We start from the raw sequence: 17204 nt of genomic DNA, 5'->3' as shown, positions 1-17204 counted from the left end.
GCCCGCTCCACAGGCTCACCGCCGTTTCCAATAACAGCGCTGTACCTGTTGGGAGCGGGCTGCCCCGCGATGAATCCCCCGCGAACTCAGTCTTCGAGCAAGGTACAGGCCATCACCAGGGCATCCTCGCGCCCCCCTGCCACCGGGTAGTAATCCCGTCGCCGGCCAATCTCGTTGAACCCATACCGCTCATACAACCGGTACGCCGACTGGTTGCTGGCGCGCACTTCCAGGAAGCACTCCCGGCCATTGAGCTGGTAGGCCCGGGCCATCAGGTGCTCGAGCAAGCGCAAGCCCAACCCGCGCCCTTGGTTCTCCGGCTTGACCGTGATGTTGAGCAGGTGAGCCTCGTCGATGATCACGTTGATCACCCCATGGCCGACCTGCTGCTGGCCGTCGAACATCAGCCACACCTCGTAGGACTTGAGCGCGTCCTGGAAGATGCCGCGGGTCCAGGGGTGGCTGAAGGCGGCGTATTCGATCTTCAGCACGGCTTCCAGATCCGCCTCGGTCATCGGGCGGAAGCTGATCGAGTCACTCATTCAATGCGTTTCCAGCGCGCCATCAGCTGGCGCATGGCTTTCCAGACGTCGGCCTTGCGCTGCGGCTCGTCCATCAACAGTTCAAGGCCCGGCAGCGCCCAGGCGTCGCCCAGGCCGTCGACCTTGAGCACTTGGTAATAGGCCTCGGCGTCACCGTCGCCGGCAAAGCGCACGGCCGGCAGGCCGATCAGCCACAGGCAGGCGCAGGGGGCTTCTTCGAGACGGGCCTGGATGAACCCACGGACGAAATCGCGCGCCGCCTCCGGGCCCTGGTCCATGTTGCCGCGCACCAGCAGCGGCCAACGCACCGGCTCACCGATGATCTGCGGAGCGTCGGGCAGGCCGGCGGCGCGCAGCATGTCCTTGAGCAGCAGGTAGGACGGGTCGCGGCTCTGGAACGGCTGGCCGGTGGCCAGCTCCACCAGCAGCAGGCAATCCCCCGCGCGCAGCAGTTGCAGGGCGAAACGCGGCGGCGGCACAGGGGCCGGTCGGGCGGCCTTGGCGGGCTCGTCCTCGGCCTCGACCGGCTTGGCGGCGGGCTTGGCCGTGCTGCCCGGGCGCGGGACCTCGATCTTCGGGCGCTCGACGGGGCGCGCCTGGGGGGCTTCGCTGGGAGCTGGCGCGGCGGGGCGCGGGGCGATCAGCGGTTCTTCGAGCGGAGCCAGCGGCAGCAGCAGTTCCGGGCGCGACGGCGCGGCGAACGGCAGTTCGGCACGCGGCAGCCAGTGCACCACTTGCATGGCGGATAGGTAGGCGCGGCGGCGGGACTCGGTCAGCAAGGCACGGGCATCCGGGGGTATTCGGGTGAGTCGGGCATTCTAACGCCGTTGGCGGCGTCGTGCCGCAACAGGCTGGCGGAAATTTATCGGCTGTGCCGGCCCTGAACACGGCGCGGTGCCTGTGGGAACGGGCTTGCCCCACGAGAGGGCCGCCACGCCCAACGCAAATCCCGGACCAAGGGGTGAAATCCTCCCCCCCGTATGCAGTACAATCGCCCCTTTTACTTGGCAACGAGTCGACCCGCCAATGATCGAACCCAAGCGCGTCCTGCGCGCCCTAGCCGAACACTGGGCCTTGATCGAGCCGCTGTGCGAGCGCTTCGACCAGGGCACCCTGAGCCTGGTCGAACTGCGCCAGCAACTGGCCCGCCAGCAGGTGGAAAGCACGCCGCAGGACATCACCCAGCTGCTCGACGTGTGGATCCGCCTGGACATCCTGGTCCCGGTGGCCAAGAGCCCGAACCGCTTCGAGCTCAACGCGCAGATCCACGACTTCCTCGCCTACCTGCGCCGCGAGCACCGCCTGGGCCTGTGCCTGGAGATCGAAGCCTACCTGCGCCACCTCGAGCGCTTGGCCGGGCATATCCAGGACGCCTTCGACAACCGCGACAGCGACGACCTGGCGCGCCAGTTGCGCCTGCTCGACATGCGCGTGCGCGACGTGCTGAAGAAGCTCGACAACGACGAACAGGCGCTGGTGGCCGTGGCCGAGCGGGCCAAGACCAGCAACCGCCAGATCCCCCTGCGCCAGCGCTACGCCGAGGTCCTGGCGACCTGGGACGAGTACGTCGAGCCGATGATCCAGCTGGTCAACGCCGACGGCGCCTTCGAGCAGGGCGTGCGCAAGGTCGAGACCGTGCTGCTGCGCCTGTTGGGCGAGCAGGCGCGCCTGGGCCACCTGGTCGACGACGACATGCTGCTGCGCACCCACGCGCGCATCCTCGAGATGCAGACCAGCGCCCAGCTGACCCTGCGCCACGCCCGCGAGCTTTTGCTGCCGCTGCGCGAGGAAGCGCGTCGGCACAATGCCGTGACCCGTGGCGCGGCGCTGGCCTTGTCGGTCATTCGCAAGAAGGGCATCGACGCCGTGCCGCAAGCCGCCATGCCGATGTTCACCCGCCCGCAGAGCACCTTCCTGGGCAGCGCCAGCCAGGTCGAGGCCTACGTCTACGCCCTGGCCCGCTTCGAGCCCAAGCCCGCGCGCTTCCCCAAGGCGCACAAGACCCAGAAGGGCCCGCTGCCGCGCGCGCCGCGCACGGTCAAGGAAATGCTCGAACGCTGCGAAGACGCCCTGCCGCTGCCCGACCTGATGGTCTGGCTGCTGGAGCAGGAGCCCGAAGGCGCCACCGACGAGCTGCTGTACTGGTTCTCGCGCCTGTCGCGCGAGAAGCGCTTCAGCCGCGAACGCCTGGAGCGCCAGGACTACACCACCCGCGAACACCTGGTCAGCCTGCGCTCCTTCGCCCTGACGTCCAGCCGCGAAAGCCAACCCGCTGCCACCGAACACACCGCGAGCCCAGCCCATGCATCTTGATCTTTCCGAACTGTCCCAGCTCGCGCCGATCTTCCGCGAGCTGTTCAAGGGCTTCCACGTCAGCCGCCGCGACCCCGAGCTGTACGCCCAGCTGTCGAACTTCCAGGACCAGTACCGCACCCTGTTCAAGGCCCTGGGCTTCGAGCTGGTGTGCGACACCCGCGGCTTCTACTACTTCGTCCCCGAACAGGCCGCCGCGCAGGTCAACAAGACCGCCCAGCGCCTGTCGCTGTTCACCTTCATCCTGGTCGAGCACCTGGCCGACCAGGGCCGCGACCCGATGGCCGTGCTCGACGGCGGCAGCATCGGCCGCGACGAGCTGCCCTCGCTGCTGGAGAAATACCGCGACCTGTTCCTGCAGGCCGAAGTGCAGACCGTCGAAGAGCTCGAAGAAAAGATCCTGCGGCGCATGACGCAACTGGGCTTCGCCCACGAGGAAGGCGGCATCTACCGCTTCCTGCCGCCGATGCACCGCTTCCTCGACGTGTGCCTGTCGGTGCAGCAGGACCGCGACCTGGCCGCCACCCTGCACAGCGACCTGCCGCTGCCGGTCCCGGTGCTGGTCGAGGAAGAGACCGCGGAGCAACTCAACCGCACCGACGATCCGCTCGACCTCACCCCGTTCGAGGGCGAAGAGTCCGAAGAAGACGCGCTGGCCCGCGCCATCCGCGAAGAGCAACAGGAGATTGACGCATGAGCCAGGAACGCTACGGCATCCGCCGCTTCGCACTGCTCAACACCGCCGGCTACAGCCTCGGCCTGTTCCCCCTGGAGCACCCGCTGTCGGTCTATGGCGCGAACAACCTGGGTAAATCGGCGTCGATCAACGCCTTGCAGTTCCCGATCCTGGCGCGCATGTCGGACATGAGCTTCGGCAAGTACAGCCTGGAGCAGTCGCGGCGCTTCTACTTCGCCAGCGACACCAGCTACATCCTCTGCGAGCTGAACCTGCCCCACGGCCCGCACGTGATCGGCGTGGTCGGTCGCGGCCCTGGCGGCGGCTTCGGCCACCAGTTCTTCGCCTACCAGGGCCAACTGGACCTGGCGCACTACCAGAAAGACGACACCTGCCTGCGCCAGAAAGAGCTGTTCACCAACCTCGAGCGCAACGGCCTGAAGGCCTACGAGCTCAAGCCGGACGAACTGCGCCGGCTGCTGGTCGGCGGCCATACTTCGGTGCCGTTGGACCTGACGCTGATCCCGCTGCGCTCGACCAGCGAGCAAAGCCTGAAGACCTTCCGCGCGCTGTTCATCAACCTGCTGCACATGCGCGAGATCACCGCCGCCAAGCTCAAGCAGCTGTTCCTCGATGCCTTCGAGCACAGCCTGCGCTCGGGCAGCGTCGACTACATCGCCGCCTGCGAGGAAGCCTTCCGCGACGTGCGCCGCATGGAGCAGGACTACAACGCCCTGGTCGCCGCCGGCCCGCTGGTCGAGGCCCTGGCCGGTGGCGTGGCCCAGCGCGACATCCTGCGCGGCAAGCTGCACCGCCTCTCGCCGCTGCTCGACAACCTGCTGGGCACCTGGCAGGAATACGGCATGGCGCGCAAGGAAGAGCTGACCATCCAGGCCGAGCACTACCGCAGCGAGCAGGACCGCCTGCAGAACGACCAGCGCGGCGGCACCCAGGAGCTGATGCGCCTGGAGCGCGAAATCACCGGCGTGCAGCGCTGGCTGGGCGAACTGGCCGTGCTCAAGCACCGCTTCGCCCTGGTCGAGGACGTCAAGGTGCTGGAGCAGCAACTGCTGGCCGCCAAGGACGCCCACGACGAGCTGGCCGGCGCCCTGGCGCAGTCGCGCCAGTTCTCCGCCGAAGACCTCGACGAGCGCGTGCGCGACCTCGAGAAACGCGTCAAGGCCGTCAAGCAACAGCTCGACCACGCCGACAACAACAGCTATGCCCGCCTGCGCGAGGAGTTCTCGCAGCAGGACGTCGATCGCCTGATGCGCCTGTTCAACGGCGCACTGTTCAGCCTGCCGCTGGGCGACCGCGGCATCGAGCTGGACGACAGCGATGTCTGGGTGAAAACCCTCGAAGGCGTGCTCGACCGTTTCAAGGGCGAGCGCTTCGAAGTGCCGGGCCTGTCCATCGACATCTCCCACATCGACCCGCCGGCCCTGCAAGCCCTGGCCGACCGCGCCGCCCTGCGCGACCAGAAGGAGCGCCTGGAAAAAGAGCTCAAGCAGCTCAAGACCCAGCAGTCGGTGGCCCTCGACCGCGCCGCCAGCAAGGCGCAGACAGAAGCCCTGTACCAGCAGGTGCTCGACGCGCAGAAGGCCCTGGAAGACTTCCGCCGCACCGAGACGCTGAGCGCCGAAGAGCCGGAGAAGCTGGAGCAACTGGCCCAGCTGGAAGCCGCCCAGGACGAACTTAAACGCTCCAGCGACGCCTTCACCGAGCGCGTCCAGCAACTGTCGGCGAAGTTGCAGCTGGTGGGCCGGCAGATCGCCGACCTGGAAGCCAAGCAGCGCACCCTCGACGACGCCCTGCGCCGTCGCCAGCTGCTGCCGACCGACCTGCCGTTCGGCACGCCGTTCATGGAGCCGGTCGATGATTCCATGGACAACCTGCTGCCGCTGCTCAACGACTACCAGGACAGCTGGCAGGGCCTGCAACGGGTCGACAACCAGATCGAGGCGCTGTACGCCCAGGTGCGCCTGAAGGGCGTGGCCAAGTTCGACAGCGAAGACGACATGGAGCGCCGCCTGGCGCTGCTGATCAACGCCTACTCGCACCGCACCGAAGAAGCCCTGACCCTGGCCAAGGCGCGCCGCGCGGCGGTCACCGACATCGCCCGGACCCTGCGCAACATCCGCAGCGACTACGACAGCCTCGAGCACCAGCTGGCGCTGTTCAACCGCGAGATCAACAAGCGCCAGGTGTCCAACCTGGAGAGCTTCCGCGTGGTGCTGGCGCCGAACAAGGAAGCGCTCAAGCACATCGACCAGATCATCCACAGTGCCGGCCAGTACGAAGAAGGCGAGACCCTGTCGGTGTTCGACCTGACCCAGAGCGCCGAGCAGGATCACAAGAACGAAGAGGCCAAGGAGTACCTGGCGCGGCTGGTGGCGGCCAACCACAACCAGCTGGGCCTGAAGGACCTGTTCGAGCTGGCCTTCGAGATCACCAAGATCAACAGCCAGCCAGTGATCCACGCCGACATCGATGGCGCCGCCTCCAACGGCACCACCATGACCATCAAGGCGCTGACCAACATGTACCTGTTGCTGCACCTGATGGACCGCGACCTGGCCGGGCGCATCCGCCTGCCGTACTACCTCGACGAGGCGGCGGACATCGACGAACGCAACCAGGCGGCGTTGCTGGAGACCAGCCAACAGCTGGGCTTCGTGCCGATTCTGGCGAGCGTGAAGCCGCAGGTGTCGGCGCGGGTGGCGATCGACCTGGAAGGTGGCAGCGGGCCGAATGGCATCTACATCGACGAGGCGGACTGGAAGTTCATCAGTCGTCGGGATGAGGTCAAGGCGATCGTGCGCGAAGATCAGGCCGAAGAGCTGGCCTGAGGTCACTGCGGCCCATTCCTGTAGGAGCGGGCTTGCCCCGCGATAGGGCCCGATCTGGCGGTGAGGTTGTCAGATCGGGCCCTATCGTAGGGCAAGCCCGCTAATACAGGAGGCTGCTTCGTTTACTGGGCTTGCGCCCACGGCACGATCGGAATCGCCGTCACCGCATTCTGCGGGCTGCCTTCGATCACGCGGTCGCTGTACACCAGGTACACCAGCGTGTTGCGCTTCTTGTCGAGGAAACGCACCACCTGCATGGTCTTGAACACCAGCGAGGTGCGTTCCTTGAACACCTCCTCGCCATCCTTGAGCTCACCCTTGAACTGGATCGGCCCCACCTGACGACAGGCGATCGACGCCTCCGCGCGGTCTTCGGCCAACCCCAGCCCACCCTTCAAGCCGCCGGTCTTGGCGCGCGACAGGTAGCAGGTCACGCCATCGACCTTGGGGTCGTCGAACGCCTCGACCACGATGCGGTCATTGGGCCCGACGAACTTGAACACGGTGGACACCTGGCCGATTTCCTCGGCCCCGGCCAGCATCGGCAGCGCGAGGGCCGCCACGGCAATCATCCTTTTCAGCACGGGTGTGTTCCTCAAACCAGGACCAGGTTGTCGCGGTGCACCAGCTCAGGCTCGGCGCTGTAGCCGAGGATGCCCTCGATGGCATCGGAGGCCTGGCCAATGATCTTCTGCGCTTCCAGCGCGCTGTAGTTGGCCAGGCCACGGGCCACTTCCACGCCATCCGGGCCGACGCAGACCACCATTTCGCCGCGGCGGAAGCTGCCCTGCACGGTCTTCACGCCCACCGGCAGCAGGCTCTTGTTGGCCTGGCGCAGGGCCTGCACGGCACCGGCGTCGAGCACCAGGGTGCCGCGGGTTTGCAGGTGGCCGGCCAGCCATTGCTTGCGCGCGGCGATCATGCCGCGCTCGGGCGACAGCAGGGTGCCCAGGCGCTCGCCGCCCTTGAGACGGTCGAGCACGCGCTCGATGCGCCCGCCGACGATGATCGTGTGGGCGCCCGAGCGGGCCGCCAGGCGCGCGGCGCGCAGCTTGGTCTGCATGCCGCCACGGCCCAGCGCGCCACCGGTGCCGCCAGCCACGGCGTCGAGGCTCGGGTCGTCGGCGCGGGCTTCGAAGATCAGTTGGGCATCGGGGTTGTTGCGCGGGTCGGCGTCGAACATGCCGTCGCGGTCGGTGAGGATCACCAGCAGGTCGGCTTCCACCAGGTTGGCCACCAGCGCGGCCAGGGTGTCGTTGTCGCCGAAACGAATTTCGTCGGTGACCACGGTGTCGTTCTCGTTGATCACCGGCACCACGCCCAGGTCGACCAGGGTGCGCAGGGTGCTGCGGGCGTTGAGGTAACGCTTGCGGTCGGAGAGGTCGTCGTGGGTCAGGAGGATCTGCGCGGTGTGCTTGCCGTGCTCGCCGAAGCTTGACTCCCAGGCCTGCACCAGGCGCATCTGGCCGATCGAGGCGGCGGCCTGCAGCTCGTTCATCGCGCTCGGTCGCTTGGCCCAGCCCAGTTGGCTCATGCCGGCGGCCACGGCCCCGGAGGACACCAGCACCAGCTCAACCCCCGCTTCGCGCAATGCCACCATCTGTTCGACCCAGACCGCCATGGCGCCACGGTCGAGGCCCTTGCCATCGGCCGTCAGCAGCGCACTGCCGATCTTCACCACCCAGCGCTTGGCACCCGTCACCTTGCTTCGCATCTTCTCTTCCAACCTATTGTCGAACCTGTAGATACCAAAACGCCGCTCATTTGAGCGGCGTTAAGTGTACTGCAACCGGTCAGTCGCGCACGTAAATGATTTCCGGGCCGTCCTCGTCGTCCTCGAAGTCATCCCAGTCGTCATCGTCGCCGATGTCGTGGACGCTCTTCACGCCGGTACGGCGCAGGGTGCGCGCGTCGTCCAGGGCCTGCAGCTGGGCACGGGCCTCGTCTTCGATGCGCTGGTCGAGCTCGGCCAGTTCCTCGGCGTAGGCCGGGTCGTTGGCCAGGCGGTCGGCGCGGTCCTCGAGGTAGCGCATCAGGTCGTGGCTGAGCTTCTCGGTGCCCTGCTTGGCGATGGCCGAAATCACGTAGACCGGGCCTTCCCAGTTCAGACGCTCGACCACTTCCTTGACGCGCTCGTCGCGCTCCTCGTCGAGGATCATGTCGGCCTTGTTCAGCACCAGCCAGCGCTCACGGTCGACCAGCGCCGGGCTGAACTGCGCCAGCTCGTTGATGATGATTTCCGCGGCGTCGGCCGGGCTGCTGCCATCCAGCGGCGCCAGGTCGACCAGGTGCAGCAGCACGCGGGTGCGCGCCAGGTGCTTGAGGAAGCGGATGCCCAGGCCGGCACCCTCCGAGGCGCCCTCGATCAGGCCGGGAATGTCGGCGATGACGAAGCTCTTCCAGCGGTCGACGCTGACCACGCCCAGGTTCGGCACCAGGGTGGTGAACGGGTAGTCGGCGACCTTCGGCTTGGCGGCCGAGACCGAGCGGATGAAGGTGCTCTTGCCGGCGTTCGGCAAGCCCAGCAGGCCGACGTCGGCCAGCACCTTCATTTCCATCTTCAGGTCGCGCTGTTCACCCGGCTTGCCCGGCGTGGTCTGGCGCGGGGCGCGGTTGGTGCTGGACTTGAAACGGGTGTTGCCCAGGCCGTGCCAGCCGCCCTGGGCGACCATCAGCTTCTGGCCGGGGGTGATCAGGTCGCCGATCACTTCCTGGGTGGAGGCGTCGATCACCGTGGTGCCGACCGGCACGCGCAGGAACAGGTCGTCGCCCTTCTTGCCGGTGCAGTCGGTGCTGCCGCCGTTGGCGCCGCGCTGGGCCTCGTGGTGGCGGGTGTAGCGGTAGTCGACCAGGGTGTTGAGGTTCTCGTCGGCCACCATGAACACCGAGCCGCCATCGCCACCGTCGCCGCCGTTGGGGCCGCCGTTCTCGATGAACTTCTCGCGGCGGAAGCTCATGCAACCATTGCCGCCATCACCGGCCTTTACCCGGATCGATACTTCGTCAACAAACTTCATAAATACCGCCTCTCGCCAAACGGCGAGCTGAATGACACTAAACCTGAGGCTCTTGCAAAAATGAGCGCGGCGGCCCCGTAACGACCGTTATCTCCAGCGCCGGCAGCCCATACAAACAGCTTTGCAAGAGGCTCACCACAAACGAAAAAGCCCCGTCGCATGACGGGGCTTTTCCAGCGACAACGCGATCAGGCCGCGACGACGCTCACGTAACGACGACCGAACTCGCCTTTCTTCTCGAACTTGATCACGCCTTCGATCTTGGCGAACAGGGTGTGATCCTTGCCCATGCCAACGCCGTAGCCGGCGTGGAACTGGGTGCCGCGCTGGCGGACGATGATGTTGCCGGCCTTGATGACCTGGCCGCCATACATCTTCACGCCAAGGCGTTTCGATTCTGAGTCGCGACCGTTACGAGTACTACCACCAGCCTTCTTGTGAGCCATGGTTCAATTCTCCAAATAAATTCAGGGGATCTAGGGGATTAAGCCTGGATACCGGTGATTTTGATCTCGGTGAACCACTGGCGGTGGCCCATGCGCTTCATGTGGTGCTTACGACGACGGAACTTGATGATGCGCACTTTGTCGTGGCGGCCTTGCGAAACGACTTCAGCGACCACTTTGGCGCCAGCGACGACTGGAGCGCCGATGGTGACGTCGTCGCCGTTGGCGACCAGCAGAACGCGATCGAAGGTCACGGATTCGCCAGTGGCGACTTCCAGCTTCTCGATCTTGAGGTATTCACCTTCAGCGACTTTGTACTGCTTGCCGCCGGTAACGATTACTGCGTAAGACATGGTATTTCTCCGATAATCCTGCTCACCCAGCGCTTTATATGATGAGTATTGGCTGGCATGGCTGCATCAGGCTGGAACGGCCCGGTGCAATTGCGTAAGGCAGGTGCTGCCCAGGAAAGTTAGGGTGCGCGATTGTACGCAACCCGCGAAACGCTTGCAAGTGCCGGCCCCGAGCCCCGGGCACCGCGCCTTGACACACCGATACCCGCGACCTAGCATGCCGCGCAACCTCACTGGAGCAGCCGATGCAACCCCAATCCTTCTACCGCGCGGTGGCTGACGATTTCAGCGCCGTCGACGAGATCATCAAGAAGCAGCTGACCTCGCGCGTGCCGCTGGTATCGAAGATCGGCGACTATATCACGTCGGCCGGCGGCAAGCGCCTGCGCCCACTGCTGGTGCTGCTGTGCGGCAAGGCCCTGGGCCGTGAAGGCGACGACCTGCGCCTGCTGGCCGCGACCATCGAGTTCCTGCACACCGCCACCCTGCTGCACGACGACGTGGTCGACATGTCCGGCATGCGCCGTGGCCGCTCCACCGCCAACGCCCTGTGGGGCAACGCGCCGAGCGTGCTGGTGGGCGACTTCCTTTATTCGCGCTCGTTCGAAATGATGGTCGAGCTGGGCTCGATGCCAGTGATGCAGATCCTCTCCAAGGCCACCCGGGTGATCGCCGAGGGCGAGGTGCTGCAACTGTCGCGGGTACGCGACGCGAGCACCACCGAAGCGATCTACATGGAGGTCATCCGCGGCAAGACCGCGATGCTCTTCGAGGCCTCGACCCACAGCGCCGCGGCGCTGGCCGGCGGCACCGAGCAGCAGCGCGAGGCGCTGCGCACCTTCGGCGACCACCTGGGGGTGGCCTTCCAGCTGGTCGATGACCTGCTCGACTACAAGGGCGACTCGCAGACCCTGGGCAAGAACGTCGGCGACGACCTGGCCGAGGGCAAGCCAACCTTGCCGCTGATCTACACCATGCGCGAGGGCACGCCCGAGCAGGCGGCACTGGTGCGCCAGGCGATCCAGAAGGGCGGCCTGGAAGACCTGGAGCAGATCCGCCTGGCCGTCGAAGCTTCCGGCGCCCTGGACTACACCGCGCAGATGGCCCGCGACTACGTCGCCCGCGCCATCGAATGCCTGGAAGTGCTGCCGGCCAGCGAGTACCGGGATGCCCTGGTCGAGCTGAGCGAGTTCGCGGTCGCGCGCACCCACTGACACAGCTGCGTCACCCATCGCGGGGCAAGCCCGCGGTTGCATGGGTCACAGACAAAACACACACCCGCGACAAATCCTTATACAATGTGCGCCTTTACCCGCCTGCACTTCAAAGGAAATACCGTGAGCACTCTGCCGCCCTGCCCCGCCTGCAACTCCGAATACACCTATGAGGATGGCACCCAGCTGATCTGCCCCGAATGCGCCCACGAGTGGTCTGCCAACGGCGAAGCCGAGGCCGCCAGCGATGACGTGGTGAAAAAGGATTCGGTCGGCAACGTCCTGCAGGACGGCGACACCGTGACCGTGATCAAGGACCTGAAGGTCAAGGGCTCGTCCCTGGTGGTCAAGGTCGGCACCAAGGTCAAGAACATCCGCCTGTGCGACGGCGACCACGACATCGACTGCAAGATCGACGGCATCGGCGCCATGAAGCTGAAGTCGGAGTTCGTGCGCAAGGTCTGACCTCGCGTCTCGGGGCTGCCCTGCGGGTGGCCCTGACAAATCCTGCAACGGGATCGCTACCCTACTTGGAAAAATTCCGCCAATAGGGCCTTGCTATTTTGATAATAAGAATTATTCTCATTGGAACCGCTATCCAAGGAGAATAGCCATGACCTACCTGATCGACGCCTGGCTCGACCGTCCCCATCCCTACCTGCGCATCCTGCACCGCGAGACCGGCGAAGTCTGTGCCGTGCTGGAGGAAGACGCGCTCGATGAACTGCGCGACCAGGGCGACCTGGATCTCAACGGTTTGAATTCGAGTGAACCGGGGGTGCTCAAGGAGCTGGTGCGCAACCTGTTCCTGTTCTGCTATGCGCGGGCATTGCGCCCTGGGGGAACGGATTGGAATTGAAGTGGGCCGCGCCTGCGCCATCGCGGGGCAAGCCCGCACCTACAAGGGCTGTGGAGCATCTGTAGGAGCGAGCTTGCCCCGCGAGGAGACGATGCGGTCTTACAGAACGTCCAGCAGCTCGACGTCGAACACCAGCACGCTGTGCGGTGGGATGCTGCCAACGCCCTGGGCGCCGTAGGCCAGCTCGCTCGGCACGTACAGGCGCCATTTGCTGCCGGCGTTCATCAGTTGCAGGGCCTCGGTCCAGCCGGCGATCACGCCACCGACCGGGAATTCGGCAGGCTGGCCACGCTCGTAGGAGCTGTCGAACACGGTGCCGTCGATCAGGGTGCCGTGGTAGTGGGTGCGCACGTTGCTTTCGCGGGTCGGCTTGGCGCCTTCGCCAGCGGTCAGCACTTCGAACTGCAGGCCCGAGGCCAGGGTGGTGATGCCTTCACGCTTGCCGTTCTCGACCAGGAAAGCCTTGCCTTCGGCGGCGGCGGCTTCGGCCTTGGCGGCAGCTTCGGCTTGCATCACTTCACGGATGACCTTGAAGCTGGCCGACAGGTCGGCTTCGCTGACGCGGCTGTCGGCACCGTTGAAGGCGTCGGTCAGACCGGCCAGGATGGCGTCCAGGTTGACGCCTGGTGGCGGGTTGTCGCGCAGTTGACCACCCAGCTGGCGGCCGATGCCGTAGCTGACGCGGGTTTCGTCGGTGGACAGGTTGAGTTCGGACATTGGCTTGCTCCGCTGCAGGGCGCAGTGACGCCGCGCCCTTGGTGAAAAGGGCGAGCAGCCTAGCACACTGCGGCGTGGCGCCGCGAATCAGCTACCAGGCGGAGCGCTGGGAAATCGGCACCTTGAGGTCTTCCTCCGGGTGCACGCCCATGCCGCACATTTCGTCCTGCACGGACCAATGCAACAGGTTCATCGACAACATCGGCAAACCTTGCAGAAGCGTGCGCGCATCCTCCACCGAACGCACGCGCAGGCGTTCGCCACGGGTGTCGGCCAGGGGGTGGGCACGGCCCTTGACGCGGGCCTCCAGCAGGTAGTCGCCACCTTCGATGGCGATCAGGTTGAGCTCGTCGACATGGCCAGCCCTGGCCTCGAGATTGAGCTGATGCAGGTTCATGGGCGCACCTCGCTGCGGGAACCACGCATGACTGCTCATTTTTTGTACAGACGGTCGCAAAGTACAAGCCCGCCCGTCTGTTTTGTATGGCGGCCCATGGCTTCATCGCGGGGCAAGCCCGCGCCCACAGGCCTGGGGCCTCAGTGCTTGGTGACCTTGTCCAGGTAGCCCATGACGAATGCGGAAATCACGAAGGTCATGTGGATGATCACGTACCACATCAAGTAGTCGGTGGAGATGTTCTGCGCGTCCATGAACACCCGCAGCAGGTGGATCGAGGAGATGGCGACGATGGAAGCGGCGACCTTCATCTTCAGCGAGGACGAGTCCATCTTGCCGAGCCAGTTGAGCTTCTCCTTGCTGTCGTCGATGTCCAGTTGCGAAACGAAGTTTTCATAGCCGGAGATCATCACCATCACCAGCAGGCCGCCGACCAGCGACATGTCGATCAGCGAGAGGATGACCAGGATCAGATCGGCTTCGCTCAGGGCGAAGACGTTGGGCAGGACGTGGATGATTTCCTGGAAGAACTTCAGGGCCAACGCCAGCAAGCCCAGGGACAGGCCGAAATAGATAGGGGCGAGCAGCCAGCGCGAGGCATACATCGCATTTTCGAGGATACGTTCCATGGAGGGTTACAGACTCGTCAGGTGACTGGAAAAGCGAGCGCGAGTATAGCCAGCCACCTGTGACAGCAAAAGCCTGAGTCAGGTTTCCGGGTGGAACTGATAATCCCCCAGGTTCCGGCAGCGTTCACCGTTGATCCGCCGCAACTGCGCCTGCAAATGCAAACACCAGATCTGCGGATCGTCAGCCACCTGGTACCCATGCAGGGTCAGGCTGTCGACGATGGCATTCATCACCGACTCGGCCACCATCGGCCCGTGGAAAGGGCCCTGGGCCTTGATCGCTGAGGGTTGTTCGCCGGCCATGCCGGCGGCGAAGAGCAAGGTCCACATGCCGTTGTCGCCGGCCAGCGGGCGGATGCTGCATTCGATGCGGGTCACCAGGCCCAGGCACTGGCGGGTGAGGCTGAGGTTGCGCATGGCGGCGTCCCCTCTGTGAAGCCCTGTTCAGCCCATGCGCGATGGGCTGTTTCCATCCTGAACCCTGATACCGTCCTTAAGTTCCAGCATAGATGACCAGTGGAAAAGTTGGAAAACCGGCGCTGAACGGTAGCACATAGCCTTCACCGCCGGTTTATTGACTCAGGCAGGCTTGGCCTGGGCGATGACCTCCTCCAGGCGCTCCTTCTCGGCCTCCTTGATGTCTTCCTCGCTGATCATCTCGGCGATCTCCCGCAGGCGCTCGACCACCCGGGCGTTGACGCTGCCTTCCGGGAACTGGCCCTTCTCGTCCGGCGCCCCCGCCTCCTCGCCCACCAGCAAGCTCAGCGCCTCGTCAGCCTGGCTGACCGCGTACACATGGAAACGCCCGGCCTCGACCGCCTGCAGCACGCGCTCGTCGAGCATCAGCGTGGCGACGTTGGCCCGCGGGATGATCACCCCTTGCTCGCCCGTCAGCCCACGGGCCTCGCAGAGGCGGAAGAAGCCTTCGATCTTCTCGTTGACCCCGCCGACCGCCTGCACCTCGCCGAACTGGTTGATCGAGCCGGTAATGGCGAAGCACTGCTTGAGCGGTGTGCGCGACAGCGCCGAGATCAGCGTGCAGGCCTCGCCGAGCGAGGCGCTGTCGCCGTCCACGTAGCCGTAGGACTGCTCCAGGGCGATGCTCGCGGAGATCGCCAGGGGGAACTCCTGGGCATAGCGACTGCCCAGGTAACCGGTGAGGATCATCACCCCCTTGGAGTGGATCGGCTGGCCGAGGTTGACTTCACGCTCAATGTCGACGATGCCGCTGCCACCGGGGTAGACGGTGGCGGAAATGCGCGCGGGCATGCCGAACGCCGAATCGCCCACCTCCAGCACGGTCAGGCCGTTGCACTTGCCGATGGCCGCGCCTTCGCTGTCGATCAGGATGATCCCGGCGAGCATGTCGTCGAGCACGCGCTGCGACACCCGCCCGGTGCGCGTGGCCTTGGCCTTGAGCGCCCGCTCGATGTGCCCGGCGTCGGTCATCTCGTCGTTGGCCAACTGGCGAATGAAGTCCGCCTCGCTGACCAGTTGGAACAGGTCGCCGATGCGCGCCGACAGGCGCGACTGGTTCTCCGCCAGGCGCGCGCTGTAGGTGGCCAGGCGCGCCACCGCGTCGCTGGTCAGCGGCGCCATGCCTTCTTCGTTGGTGCGGGTGCGCAGCAACTGGGCGAACTGCTCCAGGTTCTCGTCGACCAGGGGCATGTCCTCGTCGAAGTCCACCAGCACGCGGAACATCTCCTGGAAGTCCGAATCGTGGTCTTGCAGGGCGTAGTACAGCTGGCGCGAACCGATGATCACCAGCTTGACGTTGAGCGGGATCATCTGCGGCGTGAGGGTGATGGTGGCGATGCGGCCCAGCTCGCCCAGCGGCGACTCCATCTTCAGCTTGCGCGACTGCAGGGCGCGCTTGAGCGCGTCCCAGACGAACGGCTCGCCGAGCATCTTCTCCGCCTCGAGGATCAGGAAACCGCCGTTGGCGCGGTGCAGCGCACCCGGGCGCAACTGGCGGTAGGAGGTCGAGAGCGCGCCTTGGTCGGTGCTGTATTCGATGCGCCCGAACAGGTTGTCGTAGGTCGGGTGCGGTTCGAACACCACCGGCGCGCCGCCGTTGCTCGGGTGGCCGACCACCAGGCTCGGCGCGTACTGCTCCTCGAGCATCTTGCGCGCCACGGCGTCGGTCTTGCTGTCGTCGACCAGTTGCTCGACCACGGTGCGCAGCAGGTTCAGTTGCAGCGACTGCAGGTAGGCGCAGACCGCGGCGTTCTCCGCGTATTTCTCCGACAGCGGCGCCAGCAGCGGCTGCAGCGCCAGGGTGATGGTCTCTTCGTTGAGCGCGCGCAGTTGGTTGTTCGACTCGCGCTTCCACTGCGGCAGGCTGGCCAGTTCCTCGTTGAGGCGCTCTTCCAGCTCGGCGATGTCTTCATGGAAGCGCTCGCGCACCTCCTCGGGCAGTTGGGCGAACTCGGCCTCGTCCAGCGCCTTGCCATCAGCCATCGGGGTGAAGGCAACGTTGCTGGCGTCGCGGTACAGGGCCACGTCCTTCTCCAGCGAGGCGCGCTCGATGACATCCAGGGCGCGGTCGTAACGCTGGTTGAAGGCGCGGTCGATGGCGCCTTTCTTCTGCTGGTAGGACGGGTGCTCGAACACCGCCGGGAAGGTCGCCAGCAAGTTGCCGATCAGGCCGTTCATGTCGCTGATGAACTCACCGGCGGTACCTGCCGGCAGTTCCAGGGCGCGCGACTCGCGGGGCTCTTCGAAGTTGTTGACGTAGAGCCAGTCGGCCGGGGTCTGCTGGCGCTTGCCCTCGGCCTTGAGGTAGCGCTTGACGAACGAGAAGCGGCCGGTGCCGGGCTCGCCCATCACATACACGTTGTAGCCGGGGCGCGGCATGGCCACGCCAAATTGCAGGGCCTCGACGGCGCGTTCCTGGCCCAGTACGCCGCGGAACGGCTCCAGATCGTCGGTGTGGGTGAAAGCAAACTGCTCGGGGGAAAAACGCCGGGTCAGGGCTTCGGGCGCAAGACGCAGGCGCGCAGCGACAGGATCGGGCATTGGGTTTCCTTACTTCGGCGGGGCGGATACGGGGCATTCTGGCGCTGCCTGCGCGCGCCTTGCAAGGCTCGGTGGGACTTTATGTCACATGCACATCAACCCCTTTGTGCCAGGTAATTTTTCGCAATCAATGACGCAACTATTAGAACGTGCCTAAACTCCAAGCTGCGCGGG

Annotated in this window: 18 protein-coding genes; 6 read left to right on the top strand and 12 right to left on the bottom strand. The window is 65.5% G+C overall.

Features of this window, described 5'->3' with window-relative positions:
* Positions 1-86: 86 nt before the first annotated feature.
* Positions 87-542: a ribosomal protein S18-alanine N-acetyltransferase gene (gene rimI, locus P0Y43_RS04930; protein ID WP_275636187.1), complete on the bottom strand. Its 456-nt coding sequence runs from the start codon at positions 540-542 to the stop codon at positions 87-89.
* Positions 539-1321, bottom strand: coding sequence for an energy transducer TonB (locus P0Y43_RS04925; protein ID WP_275636186.1), 783 nt, complete (start codon positions 1319-1321; stop codon positions 539-541). Before P0Y43_RS04925 ends, rimI begins: the two co-directional genes overlap by 4 nt.
* Before the next feature lie 247 nt (positions 1322-1568).
* On the opposite strand from P0Y43_RS04925, the gene mksB reads away from it, so the two are divergent.
* From mksB to mksF, 3 genes are read left to right on the top strand one after another with little or no spacing between them, the layout of a single operon-like run.
* On the top strand, positions 1569-2855 hold the full coding sequence (mksB, locus tag P0Y43_RS04920; protein WP_275636185.1) for an Mks condensin complex protein MksB: 1287 nt from the start codon (positions 1569-1571) through the stop codon (positions 2853-2855).
* A complete protein-coding gene (gene mksE / locus P0Y43_RS04915; RefSeq protein WP_275636184.1) occupies positions 2845-3552 on the top strand; it encodes an Mks condensin complex protein MksE in 708 nt (235 codons plus the stop codon). Before mksB ends, mksE begins: the two co-directional genes overlap by 11 nt.
* Entirely contained in the window at positions 3549-6380 is a 2832-nt protein-coding gene (gene mksF, locus P0Y43_RS04910; protein ID WP_275636183.1) for an Mks condensin complex protein MksF, read from the top strand. Before mksE ends, mksF begins: the two co-directional genes overlap by 4 nt.
* Before the next feature lie 122 nt (positions 6381-6502).
* Here mksF and P0Y43_RS04905 read toward each other — a convergent pair whose 3' ends face one another.
* The 5 genes from P0Y43_RS04905 to rplU form a co-directional block, all read right to left on the bottom strand.
* On the bottom strand, positions 6503-6952 hold the full coding sequence (locus P0Y43_RS04905) for a CreA family protein (RefSeq protein ID WP_275636702.1): 450 nt from the start codon (positions 6950-6952) through the stop codon (positions 6503-6505).
* A 23-nt stretch (positions 6953-6975) separates the two neighbouring features.
* A complete protein-coding gene (gene proB, locus P0Y43_RS04900) occupies positions 6976-8094 on the bottom strand; it encodes a glutamate 5-kinase (protein WP_275636182.1) in 1119 nt (372 codons plus the stop codon).
* A gap of 79 nt (positions 8095-8173) precedes the next feature.
* Complete coding sequence (gene cgtA, locus P0Y43_RS04895) at positions 8174-9397, bottom strand: Obg family GTPase CgtA (protein WP_275636181.1); 1224 nt, start codon at positions 9395-9397, stop codon at positions 8174-8176.
* A gap of 188 nt (positions 9398-9585) precedes the next feature.
* The gene (rpmA, locus tag P0Y43_RS04890; RefSeq protein WP_225790574.1) at positions 9586-9843 is read right to left on the bottom strand and encodes a 50S ribosomal protein L27; all 258 of its coding nucleotides are present in this window, start codon (positions 9841-9843) and stop codon (positions 9586-9588) included.
* A gap of 38 nt (positions 9844-9881) precedes the next feature.
* Positions 9882-10196, bottom strand: coding sequence for a 50S ribosomal protein L21 (rplU, locus tag P0Y43_RS04885; RefSeq protein ID WP_275636180.1), 315 nt, complete (start codon positions 10194-10196; stop codon positions 9882-9884).
* Between the two features lie 245 nt (positions 10197-10441).
* Between rplU and P0Y43_RS04880 the strand changes: the two genes are divergently transcribed.
* From P0Y43_RS04880 to P0Y43_RS04870, 3 genes are all read left to right on the top strand, one after another.
* A complete protein-coding gene (locus P0Y43_RS04880; RefSeq protein WP_275636179.1) occupies positions 10442-11410 on the top strand; it encodes a polyprenyl synthetase family protein in 969 nt (322 codons plus the stop codon).
* Positions 11411-11533: 123 nt separating this feature from the next.
* On the top strand, positions 11534-11875 hold the full coding sequence (locus P0Y43_RS04875) for a zinc ribbon domain-containing protein YjdM (protein WP_275636178.1): 342 nt from the start codon (positions 11534-11536) through the stop codon (positions 11873-11875).
* A 148-nt stretch (positions 11876-12023) separates the two neighbouring features.
* Positions 12024-12269, top strand: coding sequence for a PA4570 family protein (locus tag P0Y43_RS04870; protein ID WP_275636177.1), 246 nt, complete (start codon positions 12024-12026; stop codon positions 12267-12269).
* A 99-nt stretch (positions 12270-12368) separates the two neighbouring features.
* Here P0Y43_RS04870 and P0Y43_RS04865 read toward each other — a convergent pair whose 3' ends face one another.
* From P0Y43_RS04865 to P0Y43_RS04845, 5 genes are all read right to left on the bottom strand, one after another.
* Complete coding sequence (locus P0Y43_RS04865) at positions 12369-12986, bottom strand: FKBP-type peptidyl-prolyl cis-trans isomerase (protein ID WP_275636176.1); 618 nt, start codon at positions 12984-12986, stop codon at positions 12369-12371.
* 91 nt (positions 12987-13077) lie between these two features.
* Positions 13078-13383 (bottom strand): DUF6482 family protein, encoded by a 306-nt coding sequence (locus P0Y43_RS04860; protein ID WP_275636175.1) that lies wholly within the window; start codon positions 13381-13383, stop codon positions 13078-13080.
* Positions 13384-13523: 140 nt separating this feature from the next.
* Positions 13524-14012, bottom strand: coding sequence for a TIGR00645 family protein (locus tag P0Y43_RS04855; RefSeq protein ID WP_275636174.1), 489 nt, complete (start codon positions 14010-14012; stop codon positions 13524-13526).
* 78 nt (positions 14013-14090) lie between these two features.
* A complete protein-coding gene (locus P0Y43_RS04850; protein ID WP_275636173.1) occupies positions 14091-14429 on the bottom strand; it encodes a hypothetical protein in 339 nt (112 codons plus the stop codon).
* 162 nt (positions 14430-14591) lie between these two features.
* On the bottom strand, positions 14592-17030 hold the full coding sequence (locus P0Y43_RS04845; RefSeq protein ID WP_275636172.1) for a Lon protease family protein: 2439 nt from the start codon (positions 17028-17030) through the stop codon (positions 14592-14594).
* Positions 17031-17204: the final 174 nt, after the last annotated feature.

The organism is Pseudomonas entomophila (assembly GCF_029193575.1).
In the GTDB taxonomy this organism is placed as follows: Bacteria; Pseudomonadota; Gammaproteobacteria; order Pseudomonadales; family Pseudomonadaceae; genus Aquipseudomonas; species Aquipseudomonas entomophila_G.
This window is presented reverse-complemented; position numbering and strand designations above follow the sequence as displayed.

What these genes read in the sequence shown, in the direction of transcription:
- rimI (WP_275636187.1), bottom strand. Translation starts at nt 542, where the DNA reads ATGAGTGACTCGATCAGCTTCCGCCCGATGACCGAGGCGGATCTGGAA.
- mksB (WP_275636185.1), top strand. Translation starts at nt 1,569, where the DNA reads ATGATCGAACCCAAGCGCGTCCTGCGCGCCCTAGCCGAACACTGGGCC.
- mksE (WP_275636184.1), top strand. Translation starts at nt 2,845, where the DNA reads ATGCATCTTGATCTTTCCGAACTGTCCCAGCTCGCGCCGATCTTCCGC.
- mksF (WP_275636183.1), top strand. Translation starts at nt 3,549, where the DNA reads ATGAGCCAGGAACGCTACGGCATCCGCCGCTTCGCACTGCTCAACACC.
- P0Y43_RS04905 (WP_275636702.1), bottom strand. Translation starts at nt 6,952, where the DNA reads ATGATTGCCGTGGCGGCCCTCGCGCTGCCGATGCTGGCCGGGGCCGAG.
- proB (WP_275636182.1), bottom strand. Translation starts at nt 8,094, where the DNA reads ATGCGAAGCAAGGTGACGGGTGCCAAGCGCTGGGTGGTGAAGATCGGC.
- cgtA (WP_275636181.1), bottom strand. Translation starts at nt 9,397, where the DNA reads ATGAAGTTTGTTGACGAAGTATCGATCCGGGTAAAGGCCGGTGATGGC.
- rpmA (WP_225790574.1), bottom strand. Translation starts at nt 9,843, where the DNA reads ATGGCTCACAAGAAGGCTGGTGGTAGTACTCGTAACGGTCGCGACTCA.
- rplU (WP_275636180.1), bottom strand. Translation starts at nt 10,196, where the DNA reads ATGTCTTACGCAGTAATCGTTACCGGCGGCAAGCAGTACAAAGTCGCT.
- P0Y43_RS04880 (WP_275636179.1), top strand. Translation starts at nt 10,442, where the DNA reads ATGCAACCCCAATCCTTCTACCGCGCGGTGGCTGACGATTTCAGCGCC.
- P0Y43_RS04870 (WP_275636177.1), top strand. Translation starts at nt 12,024, where the DNA reads ATGACCTACCTGATCGACGCCTGGCTCGACCGTCCCCATCCCTACCTG.
- P0Y43_RS04865 (WP_275636176.1), bottom strand. Translation starts at nt 12,986, where the DNA reads ATGTCCGAACTCAACCTGTCCACCGACGAAACCCGCGTCAGCTACGGC.
- P0Y43_RS04860 (WP_275636175.1), bottom strand. Translation starts at nt 13,383, where the DNA reads ATGAACCTGCATCAGCTCAATCTCGAGGCCAGGGCTGGCCATGTCGAC.
- P0Y43_RS04855 (WP_275636174.1), bottom strand. Translation starts at nt 14,012, where the DNA reads ATGGAACGTATCCTCGAAAATGCGATGTATGCCTCGCGCTGGCTGCTC.
- P0Y43_RS04850 (WP_275636173.1), bottom strand. Translation starts at nt 14,429, where the DNA reads ATGCGCAACCTCAGCCTCACCCGCCAGTGCCTGGGCCTGGTGACCCGC.
- P0Y43_RS04845 (WP_275636172.1), bottom strand. Translation starts at nt 17,030, where the DNA reads ATGCCCGATCCTGTCGCTGCGCGCCTGCGTCTTGCGCCCGAAGCCCTG.